General features: G+C 72.4%; 11 protein-coding genes. 9 read left to right on the top strand and 2 right to left on the bottom strand.

What is annotated here, in order from left to right:
• Positions 1-65 precede the first annotated feature (65 nt).
• On the bottom strand, positions 66-2,096 hold the full coding sequence (locus E4P39_RS18295; protein WP_135138013.1) for an alpha-1,4-glucan--maltose-1-phosphate maltosyltransferase: 2,031 nt from the start codon (positions 2,094-2,096) through the stop codon (positions 66-68).
• A gap of 174 nt (positions 2,097-2,270) precedes the next feature.
• Here E4P39_RS18295 and glgP point away from each other — a divergent pair, with 174 nt between their 5' ends.
• Entirely contained in the window at positions 2,271-4,820 is a 2,550-nt protein-coding gene (gene glgP / locus E4P39_RS18290) for an alpha-glucan family phosphorylase (RefSeq protein ID WP_135138012.1), read from the top strand.
• A gap of 123 nt (positions 4,821-4,943) precedes the next feature.
• On the top strand, positions 4,944-5,903 hold the full coding sequence (locus E4P39_RS18285; protein WP_135138011.1) for an FHA domain-containing protein: 960 nt from the start codon (positions 4,944-4,946) through the stop codon (positions 5,901-5,903).
• Between the two features lie 70 nt (positions 5,904-5,973).
• Here the strand turns inward: E4P39_RS18285 and glgX are convergent, their stop codons facing one another.
• Complete coding sequence (gene glgX / locus E4P39_RS18280) at positions 5,974-8,124, bottom strand: glycogen debranching protein GlgX (protein WP_245159937.1); 2,151 nt, start codon at positions 8,122-8,124, stop codon at positions 5,974-5,976.
• A 70-nt stretch (positions 8,125-8,194) separates the two neighbouring features.
• Here glgX and E4P39_RS18275 point away from each other — a divergent pair, with 70 nt between their 5' ends.
• The 7 genes from E4P39_RS18275 to E4P39_RS18245 all read left to right on the top strand — a co-directional run bounded on the left by E4P39_RS18275 (position 8,195) and on the right by E4P39_RS18245 (position 15,173).
• The gene (locus tag E4P39_RS18275; protein WP_245159936.1) at positions 8,195-9,022 is read left to right on the top strand and encodes an ABC transporter ATP-binding protein; all 828 of its coding nucleotides are present in this window, start codon (positions 8,195-8,197) and stop codon (positions 9,020-9,022) included.
• 24 nt (positions 9,023-9,046) lie between these two features.
• A complete protein-coding gene (locus E4P39_RS18270; protein ID WP_135138009.1) occupies positions 9,047-9,844 on the top strand; it encodes an enoyl-CoA hydratase-related protein in 798 nt (265 codons plus the stop codon).
• 159 nt (positions 9,845-10,003) lie between these two features.
• Complete coding sequence (locus E4P39_RS18265; protein ID WP_135138008.1) at positions 10,004-11,164, top strand: ABC transporter substrate-binding protein; 1,161 nt, start codon at positions 10,004-10,006, stop codon at positions 11,162-11,164.
• 68 nt (positions 11,165-11,232) lie between these two features.
• Positions 11,233-12,072, top strand: coding sequence for an ABC transporter permease subunit (locus E4P39_RS18260; protein ID WP_135138007.1), 840 nt, complete (start codon positions 11,233-11,235; stop codon positions 12,070-12,072).
• On the top strand, positions 12,069-12,953 hold the full coding sequence (locus E4P39_RS18255) for an ABC transporter permease (RefSeq protein WP_209306609.1): 885 nt from the start codon (positions 12,069-12,071) through the stop codon (positions 12,951-12,953). The genes E4P39_RS18260 and E4P39_RS18255 overlap by 4 nt, the downstream gene beginning before the upstream one ends.
• Positions 12,950-14,044, top strand: coding sequence for an ABC transporter ATP-binding protein (locus E4P39_RS18250; protein WP_135138006.1), 1,095 nt, complete (start codon positions 12,950-12,952; stop codon positions 14,042-14,044). Before E4P39_RS18255 ends, E4P39_RS18250 begins: the two co-directional genes overlap by 4 nt.
• Positions 14,037-15,173 (top strand): PLP-dependent cysteine synthase family protein, encoded by a 1,137-nt coding sequence (locus E4P39_RS18245; protein WP_167761954.1) that lies wholly within the window; start codon positions 14,037-14,039, stop codon positions 15,171-15,173. The genes E4P39_RS18250 and E4P39_RS18245 overlap by 8 nt, the downstream gene beginning before the upstream one ends.
• Positions 15,174-15,300: the final 127 nt, after the last annotated feature.

Genomic DNA, 15,300 nt, shown 5'->3' with positions numbered 1-15,300 from the left:
GTGGCCCTCGTTCGTCGGGGGAGTGCGGTGTGGGGCGGGGGCGGGGCAGTCGTGGAGCGTGTGCGTCAGGCGACCGGGGGAGGGAACTGCACCGAACGCGGGAAGGTGACCGCGAAGACGTGCGCAGGCTCGCGGTAGGGGTCGAGCTCGAGGTAGTTGAACTGGCCCCAGTCGTAGCTGGCCCCGGAGAGCCCGTCGGTCACCCGGAAGCGCTCGTGCCAGTCCAGCCCGAGGGCCGGCAGGTCCAGCGACGTGGTGCCGATCTGCGTGTGGTGGCTCGAGAGGTTGATGACCACGATCACCGCGTCCTGCGACCCCGGGTCGGTCTTCGAGAAGCAGATCAGGTTCGGGTTGTCGACCGGGTGGAAGTGCAGGGTGCGCAGCTGCTGCAGCGACGGGTGGGCCCGGCGGAGCTCGTTGAGGGTGCGCAGGTACGGCGCGAGGCTGCGCCCCGACGCCTCGGCGGCCGCCCAGTCGCGGGGGCGCAGGGAGTACTTCTCGCTGTCGTGGTACTCCTCGCTCCCGGGCTTGACGGCCACGTGCTCGAAGAGCTCGAACCCCGAGTAGACGCCCCAGGTGGGGCTCATCATCGACGCGAGGACGGCGCGGATCTTGAACATCGGCGGGCCGCCGTACTGCAGCGACTCGTGCAGGATGTCCGGGGTGTTCACGAAGAAGTTCGGCCGCATGTAGTGGCTGTTCTGGGCCAGCTCGCGGCCGTAGTCCTCCAGCTCGCCGCGCGCGGTCCGCCAGGTGAAGTACGTGTAGGACTGCGTGTACCCGATCCGGGCCAGCTGGTGCATCATCGCCGGCCGGGTGAACGCCTCGGCCAGGAACAGCACGTCGGGGTCGGTCTTCTTGACCTCCCAGATGAGCCAGTGCCAGAAGTTCAGCGGCTTGGTGTGCGGGTTGTCGACGCGGAAGATCTTGACGCCCGCCTCGATCCAGACGCGGATCACCCGCAGGCACTCGGCGTAGATGCCCTCGGGGTCGTTGTCGAAGTTGATCGGGTAGATGTCCTGGTACTTCTTCGGCGGGTTCTCGGCGTAGGCGATCGTGCCGTCGGGCTTGGTGGTGAACCACTCGGGGTGGCTCTCCACCCACGGGTGGTCGGGCGCCGCCTGCAGCGCGAAGTCCAGGGCCACCTCCATCCCGAGCTCCCGGGTCCGGGCGACGAAGGCGCGGAAGTCCTCCATCGTGCCCAGCTGCGGGTGGACGGCGTCGTGGCCGCCCTCGGCGCTGCCGATCGCCCAGGGGGAGCCGACCTCGTCGGGCCCGACGTCGGTCGGGTTGCCACCCGGGAACTGCGGCGAGTTCGGACCCTTGCGGTTGACCCGGCCGATCGGGTGGATCGGGGGGAGGTACACCACGTCGAAGCCCATGTCGGCGATGGCGGGGAGTCGCTCCTGCGCGGTGGCGAACGTGCCGTGGGTGGCCTTGCCCCCGACGACGGAACCCTCCGAGCGGGGGAAGAACTCGTACCAGGAGCCGAAGAGCGCGGTGGGGCGGTCGACCCACACCTCGTAGCGCGGGGAACGGGTCACCAGCTCGCGCACCGGGTGCTCGTGCAGGTAGGCCTGCAGGGACGAGGCGAACGCCGGGGAGATCCGTGCGGTGAGCTCCAGCGACGTGTCGCGCAGCGCCGCGGCGGCCGCGCTGACCGTCTCCCGGTGCGCGCTCCCGGCCTCGGCGGCGACGCGGTCGAGCAGTCGCGCGCCCTCCTCCAGGTCGTTGGCGAGGTCCTCCGCCCCCTGACCGGCCTCGACCTTCACGTCGACGGCGTGGTGCCAGGTGGCCAGCGGGTCGCTCCACGCCTCGATGCAGAAGCTCCACAGCCCCTCGCGGTCGGGCACCACCGTGGCGATCCAGCGGTCGGGTTCCGGGGGGAGCTTCGCCATCCGGATGAACGGGCAGGTGCCGTCGTCCCCCGGCGGGCTCCAGACGACGTTCGCGGCGACGGCGTCGTGACCCTCGCGGAACACGGTGGCGGTGATCGGCACGGACTCGCCCACCACCGCGCGGGCCGAGAAGGACCCGCAGGACACGACAGGGGCGACATCGGTGATGCCGAGACGGAGATCAGCCAGGCCAGTCATCGCCGCCACGCTATCGAGAGCGGCCCTGGGCAGCACTTCGGCCCCGGTCAGGGGCCCGCTGCGGAATCCCATGGAGGGAATGGGAGGAACGTGCGCACGCCTGGATGTCATGAGCCCCTGCCTCGTTCGCTTCCGCCGGAGTGGTGGACCGCACTGTGCGGTTAGTCTCGCTCGGTGCGCGCACTCCGTCGATTCACCGTCCGGGCAGCTCTCCCCGAGCCGCTGACCCCCCTCTCCCAGCTGGTGCGGAACCTCCGCTGGTCCTGGCACGCGGAGACGAGGGATCTCTTCGAGACGCTCGACCCGTCGCTGTGGCAGAGCTGCGGCGGTGATCCGGTCAAGGTGCTCGGCGAGGTCTCCGCCGAGCGCCTGGCTCAGCTGGCGAAGGACCGCCGGTTCGTGCGCCGCCTGCAGGACGCGGTGGACGATCTGGAGGAGTACCTCACGAAGCCGGGCTGGTACCAGTCGCTCGGGCCGGAGGCGCCGGCCAGCATCGCCTACTTCTCCGCCGAGTTCGGGATCACCGAGGTGCTGCCGCAGTACTCCGGCGGTCTGGGCATCCTCGCCGGGGACCACCTGAAGGCCGCCTCGGACCTCGGCCTGCCGCTGATCGGCGTCGGGCTGCTCTACCGGGCCGGCTACTTCGCTCAGGGCCTCTCGGCAGACGGCTGGCAGCTCGAGCACTACCCCTCGCTGGACCCGCACGGCCTGCCGATCAAGCTGCTCCGCGAGCCCGACGGCTCGGCGGCCGTCATCACCGTTCCGCTGCCGGAGGGCCGGACCCTGCACGCGCACGTGTGGCGCGCCCAGGTGGGCCGCGTCTCGCTGCTGCTGCTCGACAGCGACATCGAGGAGAACGCCCCGACCGAGCGCGGCGTGACCGACCGGCTCTACGGCGGCGACGAGGACCACCGCCTCCGCCAGGAGATGCTGCTGGGCATCGGCGGCGTGCGCGCGGTGCGGGCGTACTGCGGCCTGACCGGCACCCCGCAGCCGGAGGTCTTCCACGCCAACGAGGGCCACGCCGGCTTCCAGGGCATCGAGCGGATCCGCGCGCTCAGCGAGGCGCACTCGCTCGGCTTCCCCGAGGCGCTGCAGGCGGTCCGGGCCGGGACGGTCTTCACCACGCACACCCCGGTGCCGGCCGGCATCGACCGATTCCCGAAGGCGCTGATCGAGCGCTACTTCGCCGGCTTCGGGGTCCCGATGCACGAGCTCCTCCAGCTCGGCGCAGAGGAGGACCCGACCAAGTTCAACATGGCGCACATGGGGCTGCGGCTCGGTCAGCGGGCCAATGGGGTCAGCGAGCTGCACGGCCACGTCAGCCGGGGCATGTTCAGCAACCTGTGGCCCGGTTTCGACGAGAGCGACGTGCCGATCGGCTCCATCACCAACGGCGTGCACGCGCCGACGTGGACCGCGCGCGAGCTGGTCGAGATGGGCACCCAGACCACGAGCCAGGGCGACCCCGTGATGGTCGACGGGCCGGTGCACTTCGACGGCGTGGACAAGATCCCGGCCGCCGACCTGTGGGCGATCCGCCGCACGCTGCGCGGACGCCTGGTGGAGGAGGTTCGCCGCCGCATCCGCGACACCGCGCTGTCGCGCGGGGCCACGGAGGCCGAGGTCGGCTGGACCGAGACGGCCTTCGATCCCGACGTCCTCACCATCGGGTTCGCCCGCCGGGTGCCGTCCTACAAGCGGCTGACCCTCATGCTGCGCGACCCGGAGCGGCTCAAGGCGCTGCTGCTGGACCCCGAGCGCCCGATGCAGCTGATCATCGCCGGCAAGAGCCACCCCGCCGACGACGGCGGCAAGGAGCTCATCCAGCAGATGGTGACCTTCGCCGACGACCCGGACATCCGGCACCGCATCGCCTTCCTCCCCGGCTACGACATCGGCATGGCCCGGTATCTCTACTGGGGCTGCGACGTCTGGCTGAACAACCCGCTGCGGCCGCTCGAGGCCTGTGGCACCTCCGGGATGAAGGCCGCGCTCAACGGCGGGCTCAACCTCTCCATCCGCGACGGGTGGTGGGACGAGTGGTTCGACGGGCAGAACGGCTGGGCCATCCCGACCGCCGACGGGGTCGCGGACCCCGACCGCCGCGACGAGGTCGAGGCCCGGGCCATCTACGAGCTGCTCGACACCCAGGTCCTGCCCCGGTTCTACGAGAAGTCGCGCAACGGCGTCCCCGCCCGCTGGGTGGAGATGGTGCGGCACACGCTTCGCGAGACCGGCCCCAAGGTGCTGGCCACCCGGATGGTGCGCGACTACGTCCAGCAGCTGTACGTGCCGGCCGCCGGATCCGCGCGCGCCATGGCGGGGGAGGGGTACGGCCCGGCCCGCGAGGAGGCGGCCTGGCGGTCGCACCTGCTGCACAACTGGCACTCGGTTCGGGTGGCCCACGTCGAGGCGACCGGCGGCGCGGACACCCCGCAGATCGGCTCGACGCTGGACCTCCGCGCCGAGGTCGAGCTGCCGGGGCTGGCGCCGGTGGACGTCGAGGTGCAGGCCGCCTACGGCCGGGTGGACGACGCCGACGGGCTGCACGAGGTGACCACGATCCCCATGCGGCACGAGCAGACCGACGGGTCGCGGCACTGGTTCACGGCCACCCTGCCCCTGGAGCGGACCGGCGCGTTCGGCTACACCGTGCGGGTGCTGCCGCACTCCGCGCGGATGGTCGATCCCGCCGAGCTCGGCGTCGTGACCAGCGCGTGAATGTGTCGCTTGCGACACTCTGCCCACGCTGGTCCCAGCGACATCGCGTAAGGGCTTGATGGCCCGGCGTGGCGGGATCGTGCGACCGCGCCATACCGGGGATTGATCACTAGGCTGGAGGCCATGCCTGACCGCTGTGAAGTCCTCCCCGGAGACTCCGTCGTCGCCCGCCGCGGCGGCGGGCTGCTGTGGGTCGACGCACCCGGCTCGCCCGCCCTCGTCGCGGCACTGCACGCCTGCCTCGGCATCTCCGGACCGGGCGCTGACCGCGTCCTGTCCGCAGTCGCCGGCCAGGTGAGCTCGCTCGCGCACGGGGCGGCGTCCTTCGCGCTCGTCCTGGCCGACCCGACGGGAGGTGCCGGCACCGGCATCGCCCTGTGGTCGGGCAAGGGCCAGCCGGCCGTCGACGGCGTCCCCGTGTCCGGCTCGTCGGTGGAGGGCTGCACGCTCGCCTCCGGCTTCCCGCTGGGCCAGACGCTGTACGTCGGCCCCGGACAGGCCGCGCCGCAGATGCCTCCGGGGGTCTCCTACGACCTGGTCGAGGGGACGGTCCCCGGCTCGGGCGCGATGCTCCAGCTCGCGGCGCCCGCGCCGTCGGCCGCGGCCGCGCCGCCGGCCACCGGTGGCTCGTCGTCCTTCGGCTCGGGTGCCGGTGCGGGGTTCGGCGCCGCCCGGGAGCTCCCGGCGGACCAGCCGGCCTCCGGTGAGCAGACCGCCTTCTGGCGGCCCGAGACCGCGTCCGCCCCGGTGCTGCGCTTCGACGACGGCATGGTCGTGACCGTGGACGAGGACCTCGTGCTCGGTCGCCGGCCCGACAGCCACGAACTGGTCACCGCCGGCGACGCCCGCCCGGTGCCCATCGCGGACACGCAGAACGTGCTCTCCTCCGCCCACGCCGCGCTCCAGCGGTCGGGGCGCGAGGTGTCACTGGTGGACCTCGGCTCGCTCAACGGCACGCACGTCGCCGGGCCCGAGGCCACCGAGTGGACGCAGCTCGAGCCCGGTGTCGCACACCCGCTCTCCGACGGCGACCGCCTGCTGCTGGGCTGGACCGTCATCACCTTCGAGCAGCCCGCCGACTGAGCACATCGCCAGCTTTGAACCACTGAGGCCCGGAACCGTCGCGGTTCCGGGCCTCAGTGGTTCAACGGTCTCATGGCCTCCGGAGAACCCTGAGTACCCAGACGCAGCGGGCGGGGAGCTCGATGGGCCCCGGGGCGAGCATCGCCGTCGCCGGGGGCGCGCCGGTCGGGTACTCCGTCGAGAGCACCAGCTCGTAGCCGTCGGCCCACGGCGGGCCGGGCAGCTGCACCGTCACCGGCTCAGGCCCGGCATGCAGCTGGACGAGGTAGGAGTCGTCGACGAGCGGCCGGCCCAGGGCGTCGCGGTGCCGGATGCCGCGCCCGTCGAGATACATCCCGAGCGTCTGCAGGCCGGTGTCGAACCAGTCCGCGGTCGTCAGCTGGCCGCCGGTGGGAGCGAACCAGGCGAGGTCACGGGTTCCCCCGGATCCGGGCAGTCCCGTGCCGGGGATCTCGTGGCCCTCGAAGAACGCCTCCTGGCGGAGCACGGGGGAGGTGCGCCGGAGCTTCAGCAGCCGGGCGGTGAAGGCGAACAGGTCGGTGTCGACCTTCTCCCAGTCCATCCAGGAGATCTCGTTGTCCTGGCAGTAGGCGTTGTTGTTGCCGCGCTGGGTGCGGCCGAGCTCGTCGCCCGCGGTCAGCATGGGCACGCCGGTGGACAGCAGCAGCGTCGCGAGGTGGTTGCGGATCTGCCGGGCACGCAGCGCCTGGACCTCATGGTCGTCGCTCGGCCCCTCGACGCCACAGTTCCAGTTGCGGTTGTGGCTCTCGCCGTCCCGGTTGTCCTCGCCGTTGGCCTCGTTCAGCTTGTGCTCGTAGGTGACCAGGTCGGCCAGGGTGAAGCCGTCGTGCGCGGTCACGAAGTTGATGCTGGCGAACGGCCGCCGGCCGTCGGAGCGGTACAGGTCGGAGGAGCCCGTCAGCCGGTAGGCCAGGTCGCGGATACCGACGTGTGCCCCCGACCAGACGTCGCGGACCGTGTCGCGGTACTTGCCGTTCCACTCGGTCCACGGGGGCGGGAAGTTGCCCACCTGGTACCCGCCGGGGCCGACGTCCCACGGCTCGGCGATGAGCTTGACGTTGCTGACCACCGGGTCCTGGTGGACGACGTCGAAGAAGGCCGAGAGCCGGTCGACGTCGTGCATGGAGCGGGCCAGCGCGGAGGCGAGGTCGAAGCGGAAGCCGTCGACGTGCATCTCGGTCACCCAGTACCGCAGCGAGTCCATGAGCAGTGCCAGGACGGCGGGACGGCGCACGTCGAGGGTGTTCCCGCAGCCGGTGTAGTCGGTGTAGCGGGCGCGGTTGCCGCCGTCGAGCCGGTAGTAGCCCGCGTTGTCGATGCCCTTGAACGACAGCGTCGGGCCGCGCTGGTCGCCCTCCGCGGTGTGGTTGTAGACGACGTCGAGGATCACCTCGATGCCCGCGGCGTGCAGCTGCTTGACCATCGTCTTGAACTCCACGACCTGGCCGCCGCCGCTGCCCGAGGAGCTGTAGGCGGCGTGCGGCGCGAAGTACCCGAGCGTGTTGTAGCCCCAGTAGTTGGTCAGGCCGCGGCTCAGCAGATGGGGCTCGCTCACGAAGTGGTGCACGGGCAGCAGCTCGACGGCTGTCACGCCCAGGGACTGCAGGTGCTCGATGAAGGCCGGGTGGGCGACGCCGGCATAGGTGCCCCGCAGGTGCGCCGGAACGTCCGGGTGGGCCGCCGTCGCCCCCTTGACGTGCACCTCGTAGATCACGGTGTCCGACCACGACGTGCGCATCGGGCGCTCCCCGTCCCAGGGGAAGGGGTCGTGCACGACCACGCCGCGCGGCACGTAGGGCGCGGAGTCCTGATCGTCCCGCGTCCCGCCGTCCACGGCGTCGCCGGCGTAGCCGAAGAGGGCGGGGTGCAGCGTGAGGTCGCCGTCGACGGCCCGGGTGTAGGGGTCGAGCAGCAGCTTGGCCGGGTTGTGCCGGGCTCCCGACAGCGGGTCGTAGGCGCCGTGCACCCGGTAGCCGTACCGCTGCCCGGGGCCGACGCCGATCAGGCGGCCGTGCCAGACCTGGTGGGTCGTCTCCTCCAGCCGGTGGCGGTGCTCGGTGCCGTCGGGGTCGAACAGGCAGAGGTCCACCGCCTGCGCACCCGCCGACCAGAGGGCGAAGTTGGTACCCGTGCCGTCCCAGTGGGCGCCGAGCGGAGCGGGGGAACCGGGCAGCACCACACCGGCTGGTCTCTCGATCACAGCATGATCGTGCCAACTCCGGACCGCGTGTGGGCGCAGGAGCGGTCGACCGGGTTGGTTGGATGGGGGCGTGTCGAGCATCGGTGGGGTGGCGGGGGGCAACACAGCCGCCCCCGGGGCGGTCGTCGGGATGACCGGCGTCGACGTCGTGCGGGGGGAGAACCACCTGCTGCGCGGCGTCGACTGGAGCGTGGAGGCCGACCACCGGTGGGTGATCCTGGGGCCGAACGGAGCGGGGAAGACGACGCTGCTGCAGCTCGCGGCGGCGCAGATGCACCCGACCCGCGGCGAGGTCCGGCTGCTGGGGGAGACCCTCGGCGCGGTCGACGTCTTCGAGCTGCGTCCCCGGATCGGGCTGACGAGCGCGGCGCTGGCGCAGCGCATCGCGGCGTCGGAGACGACCGGTGACATCGTCGTCTCGGCCGGGTACGCCGTCGTCGGCCGGTGGCGGGAGCAGTACGACGTCCACGACCTGACCCGCGCGGGCATGTTGATGGAGCAGTGGGGGGTCGCCCAGTTCGCCCACCGGCCCTTCGGCACCCTGAGCGAGGGCGAGCGCAAGCGCACGCAGATCGCCCGTGCCCTCATGCCCGATCCGGAGCTGCTGCTGCTCGACGAGCCCGGTGCCGGGCTGGACCTCGGCGGCCGCGAGGACCTCGTCGCCCGGCTCTCCGACCTCGCCCGTTACCACTACGCGCCGGCGCAGGTCCTGGTCACCCACCACGTCGAGGAGATCCCCCCGGGCTACACGCACGCCCTGCTGCTGCGCGGGGGAGAGATCGTGGCCTCGGGCGCCGCGGACGACGTCCTCACGGAGGCCGCGCTCTCGGACACGTTCGGTCTCGCGCTCTCGCTCTCCCGCACCGACGGCCGCTTCACCGCCCGAAGGGCTGTTTGAACCGCGCCTGGCTAGGGTGCCGACATGGCTGCTTCCGGGGAGACGCCCGAGTTCGTGACCCTGCAGGTCGAGGACGGGATCGGCACGATCCGCCTCGACCGACCCAAGATGAACGCGATCAACGAGCAGCTGCACTGGGAGGTGCGGGCCGCGGCGGTGGAGGCGACGGAGCGCGAGGACGTCCGCGCCGTCGTGATCTACGGCGGCGAGCGGGTCTTCGCGGCCGGCGCCGACATCAAGCAGATGTCGGTCCTGGACGGCGACGCGATGTCCTCCTGGGGCTACGAGCTGACGGCGTCCTTCACCGCCGTCGCGCACATCCCCAAGCCGGTCATCGCGGCGATCACCGGCTACGCGCTCGGCGGCGGCTACGAGCTGGCGCTCTGCGCGGACTTCCGGGTGGTCGGCGCCTCGGCGAAGATCGGCCAGCCCGAGATCCTGCTGGGCGTCATCCCGGGCGCCGGCGGCAGCCAGCGACTGTCTCGCCTGGTGGGCCCGGCCAAGGCCAAGGACATCATCTTCACCGGGCGGCACGTGGGCGCCGAGGAGGCACTGGAGATCGGCATGGCGGACGCCGTCGTCCCCGACGACGAGGTGTACGCGACGTCCGTGGCCATGGCGAAGAAGTTCGCCGCCGGCCCGCCGCTCGCGCTGGCCGCCGCGAAGCGCGCGATCGACCACGGGCTCGACCTCACGCTGGAGGAGGGCCTGGCCCTGGAGAGCCGGCTGTTCGCCGGGCTGTTCGACACCGAGGACCAGAAGACCGGGATGCGCTCGTTCCTGGAGAGCGGGCCCGGCAAGGCGGAGTTCTCCGGCCGCTGACGCGGACGCCCGCGAGCCGGGTGCCACGCGGGGGAGGGTTCACCACCCGTTCGTGCGGCGTGACCGCCCCGGAACGGGCCGGGTCCGCCACAATCGCGACGCCGGCCGTCCGGGGTCAACGGGGCACCGGGCAGGTACGGCACCACTTCAGGAGGACACGTGCGACGAAGCACCCTGCGGACCGCGGTCGCGGTCCTCACGGCCGGGCTCACCCTCACCGCGTGCGGCTCGGACGACGGCGGCTCCACCGGTGGCGGCGGGTCCGCCGGCGGCGGCGGGGCCGACGCCGCGACCGCCACCTCCGCCGAGGACTTCGGCGGGATGGATGCGCTGGTCGCGGCAGCCCAGGAGGAGGGGACGCTCAACGTCATCGCGCTGCCCCCGGACTGGGCGAACTACGGCGAGATGCTGGACACGTTCAGCGCGAAGTACGACATCGAGATCAGCAGCGCGAGCCCGGACGGCAGCAGCCAGGACGAGCTCAACGCCGTCACCAGCCAGCGCGGTCAGGACCGCGCCCCCGACGTCCTCGACCTCGGTCTCTCCTTCGCCCGCCAGGCGCAGGCGCAGGACCTGCTCGCGCCCTACCAGGTGGAGACGTGGGACGACATCCCCGAGGACCAGAAGGACCCGGACGGTCACTGGTACAACGACTACGGCGGCTACCTGTCGATCGGCTGCAACGCCACGATCGTCGGCGAGTGCCCGACGACGATCGCCGAGCTGGCCGACCCGCGCTACGCGGGCCAGGTCGCCCTCAACGGCAACCCGACGCAGGCGCAGGCCGCGTTCGCGGGCGTGTGGGCCGCTGCTCTCGCGAACGGGGGCGACCTGGACGACATCGGCCCCGGCATCGACTTCTTCGTGGACCTCAAGGAGTCCGGCAACTTCAACCCGGTCGAGTCGACGCCGGCGACGGTGCTCAGCGGCGAGACCCCCATCTCGCTCGACTGGGACTACGTCAACGCGGCGCAGACCGACGAGCTCGAGGCGGCCGGTTCGACCTGGGAGGTCCACGTCCCCAGCGACGGCCTGATGGGTGGCTACTACAGCCAGGCCATCAGCGCGTTCGCCCCGCACCCCGCCGCCGCGCGGCTCTGGCAGGAGTTCCTCTACAGCGACGAGGGCCAGAACATCTGGCTCAAGGGTGGTGCCCGGCCCGTCCGGCTGCCGGTGATGGAGGAGGCCGGCACGGCCGACGCCGAGGCGCTGAGCGCGCTGCCGCAGGTCGAGGGCACGGCCGACTTCCCGACCGAGGAGCAGGAGAGCGCCGCCAAGGAGGTCGTCACCGCGCGCTGGAACGAGGAGATGTCCGGCTGAGTACCGCCGTCTCCGATGCGCTCGCGCCGGCCCCTCGCGCGGGGGGCCGGCGCGGCCGTGTGCTGGTCGTGCTCGGAGCCCTGCCGTTCTTCCTCTACGTCGCGGTCTTCCTCCTGCTGCCGATCGGCGTGCTCGCGGTCGAGGCCTTCCGGTCCACCGACCCGGTCACGTTCGAGGAGACCTGGTCCACCGCCTCCATCGAGGCCATCACCGGCGGGGCCTTCCGGCGTGCGTACATCGGCAGCCTCCAGCTCTCGGGGATCACCGCTGTTCTCGGCGCGGTCCTGGGGCTGGCCCTCGCCGTGGCGATCCTCCGCGCGCGGCGGGGGCGCCTGCTGCGCCGCCTCGTGCTGACGGCCTCCGGGGTGCTGGCGAACTTCGGCGGCATCCCACTGGCCTTCGCCTTCCTCGCGACCATCGGCAACGCCGGCGTCGTCACCGCCCTGCTGTCGGACACGCTGGGCATCGGGACGGGTGGCTTCTCGCTCTACTCGATGACGGGCCTGGCGCTGGTCTACCTGTACTTCCTGGTGCCGCTCATGGTGCTCACGATCGTGCCGGCGCTGGAGGCGCTGCGACCGCAGTGGCGCGAGGCGGCGGACAACCTCGGTGCCAGCGGGTGGCAGTACTGGCGGTACATCGGCGGACCGGTGCTCGCCCCGCCGGTGATCGGCGCGACCATGCTCCTCTTCGCGTCGGCCTTCGCCGCCTACGCGACCGCCAAGGCGCTGGTCGGCAGCAGTGTGCCGCTGGTCACCCTGCAGATCGCCGACGCCCTCTCCAGCAACGTCGTCGTCGGTGCGGAGAACCTGGGCAAGGCGCTGGCCCTCGGCATGGTCCTGGTCGTGGGGCTGGTCATGGTCTTCTACGCCTGGGTCCAGCGGCGCACCCAGCGGTGGCTGTCATGACGGCCCTGGCGACCGGGGTCACCGGGGCGGGCAGCGTGGCCCCCGAGACGCCGGTCCGGGCCGCCCGCCGACGTCCGGGTGCGTGGCGCTTCGCCGTCCTCGCGGTGCTCGGTCTGTACTTCCTCGTCCCGATCAGCGCCTCGGTCTGGTTCACGGTGCGCGACCGGGCGCGGGGCGGGATCACCGCCCGGCACTACACGGCGATCCCCGGGGCCGAGGGCTTCGCCGAGGCCTTCACCCGCTCGCTGGCGCTCGCCGGGCTCACCGTCCTCATCGCCCTCCTGCTCATGGTGCCGACCGTCGTCCTGGTGAACCTGCGGCTTCCCCGGCTGCGGACGACGGTCGAGCTTCTCACCCTGATGCCGCTGGTCCTGCCGCCGATCGCGCTGGTCGTCGGCGTGCGGAGCGTGCTGGCCTGGGCGCCGGACTACTTCCTGAACACGCCCCTGGCCGAGGCGTTCTTCGCTCTCCAGGAGCCGGCCCTGCCGTGGATCCTGGTCTTCGTCTACGTCGTCCTCGCGCTCCCGTTCGTCTACCGGGCCCTGGACGCCGGAGTCCGCGGGGCCGACCTGCCGACCCTGACCGAGGCCGCCCGCAACCTGGGGGCGTCGTGGCCGCGGGTGCTGGTGTCGGTGGTCCTGCCGGTGCTGCGCACGTCGGTGCTCAATGCCGCGTTCCTGACCCTCGCCCTGGTGCTGGGCGAGTTCACGATCGCGAACATCCTCGGCTTCGAGACCTTCCCCACCTGGATCCTGCGGATCTCGGGATCGCAGCCGCAGGTGTCGGTCGCGGTGTCGGTGCTGTCGCTCCTCTTCACCTGGGTGCTGTTGCTCATGATCTCCGCGCTGGACCGCCGGCGCGGCACGGAGGAGACCGCATGACCGCCGCCTCGCTGCGGACCGCCGCGGCCGGTCTCGAGGGCCGTGCCGCGGTCCCCATCCGGCTGGAGGGGCTGACCCGCCGGTACGGCCCGGTCGTGGCACTCGACGGGCTCGACCTCGACATCGCCGCCGGCGAGTTCCTGGCCCTGCTGGGCCCATCCGGCTGCGGGAAGACGACGGCGCTGCGGGCGATCGCCGGCTTCGACCGGCCGGACGCCGGCCGCGTCCTGCTCGACGGCCGCGACATCACCGGCACACCGGCCAACAAGCGGGACATGGGCATGGTCTTCCAGGCCTACAGCCTGTTCCCGAACCTCACCGTCGCCGAGAACGTCGCCTTCGGGCTCCGCGTGCGCCGCCGGGCGAAGGCCGAACAGGCGGGACGGGCCGCGGAGCTGCTCGAGCTCGTCGGCCTGGCCGACCGTGGCGGCCGGTACCCGCACCAGCTCTCCGGCGGACAGCAGCAGCGGGTCGCGCTCGCCCGCGCCCTGGCCGTCGCCCCGCAGGTGCTGCTCCTGGACGAGCCGCTGTCCGCGCTCGACGCCCAGGTGCGCGTGCAGCTGCGGGAGGAGATCCGGCGCATCCAGCTGGAGCTGGGGATCACCACGGTGTTCGTCACCCACGACCAGGCGGAGGCCCTGTCGGTCGCCGACCGCGTCGGGGTGCTGCGCGCCGGCCGGCTGGAGCAGGTGGCGACCCCGGACGAGCTCTACGAGCGGCCCGCGACGGCCTTCGTCGCCGAGTTCGTCGGCACGATGAACCGGTTGCCCGCGGTGCTCGCGCCGGGCGGGGTGGAGCTGCTCGGCCGGCACCGGCCGGTGGCCGGCGAGCGTCCCCCGTCGGGACCGGTGGTCGCGCTGGTGCGTCCGGAGTCGCTGCTCGTCGCGGCCGACCCGGGCGGTTCCGGGCGCGTCATCACCCGCACGTTCTCCGGCGCCGTCACCCGGCTGGCGGTGCGCCTGCCCGCGGACCTCGAGGTGCGCGTCGACGTCCCCAGCGCCGACAGCCAGGACCTCACGCCGGGGACGGCGGTCACCGTGCTGCCGGCCGAGCGGCCGGTCCTCGTCGTGCGGGAGGAACCCCGTGCGTGATCCCGCGGAGGGAAGCGCGGCCGAGGCGCCGGGTGCCGATGTGGACCGCTCCGACCCGGGAGGGCGGGCGTGGGTGGACCGGGCCGTCGCCGCGGTCGAGGCCGACGCCCGCCGCAGCGCCGACACGCACCTGCTGGCCTATCCGCTGCCCGCGGAGTGGGGCGTCGACCTGTACCTGAAGGACGAGTCGACCCACCCGACCGGGAGCCTCAAGCACCGGCTGGCCCGGTCGCTGTTCCTGTACGGGCTCTGCTCGGGCCAGATCACCGAGGGGACGACGGTGGTCGAGGCATCCAGCGGATCGACCGCGGTCAGCGAGGCATGGTTCGCCCGCATGCTGGGGCTGCCGTTCGTGGCGGTCATGCCGGCGTCGACCAGCCCCGAGAAGATCGCGCTCATCGAGTTCCACGGCGGCAACTGCCGGTTCGTGGAGCGGGCGCCGGACATCTACGAGGAGGCCCGGCGGCTCGCCGCGGAGTGCGGCGGCCACTTCCTCGACCAGTTCACCTACGCCGAGCGGGCGACCGACTGGCGCGGCAACAACAACATCGCCGAGTCGATCTTCTCCCAGCTGGCCCTCGAGCGGCATCCGGTCCCGGAGTGGGTCGTGGTCGGCGCGGGCACGGGCGGCACCAGCGCGACGGTGGGCCGGTACCTGCGCTACCGACGGCTGCCGACCCGGCTGGCCGTGGTCGACCCGGAGGGATCGTCGTTCTTCCCCGGGTGGCGGGACGGCGATCCGGCGACGGCGACGGGCCGGTCCTCCCGCATCGAGGGCATCGGCCGTCCGCGGGTGGAGCCCTCGTTCGTGCCGACCATCGTCGACCGGATGATCTGGGTCCCCGACGCCGCGTCGCTGGCCGCGATGCGGGAGCTGGAGCGGACGACGGGACGGCGGGCCGGCGGCTCCACGGGCACGAACCTGTGGGGCGCGTTCCAGTTGGTCGCCGAGATGGTGGCCGCGGGGCGTTCCGGCAGCGTCGTCACCCTGCTCTGCGACGGCGGGGAGCGGTACGCGCACACCTACTACGCGGACGACTGGGTGGCCGGCCAGGGGCTGGACCTGGCCCCGCACACCGAGACGCTGCGACGATTCGCCGCGTCGGGGGAATGGCCTGGGCGCGGATGAGCGAGGACAGCGCGTGACCGGCGTCACCCGGCCCTCCCGTCGCCCCGGCGTTACCAGTCAGTAACATCCATGATCGGAGCCAGGCGGACCCCGTGTCCGCGCCCTGAACGCCGCGGAGGAAGGTCCG

Source organism: Blastococcus sp. CT_GayMR19 (assembly GCF_004570385.1).
In the GTDB taxonomy this organism is placed as follows: domain Bacteria; phylum Actinomycetota; class Actinomycetes; order Mycobacteriales; family Geodermatophilaceae; genus Blastococcus_B.
Note: the sequence above shows the minus strand (reverse complement) of the source record. Positions and strands in the feature narration are given on the sequence as shown.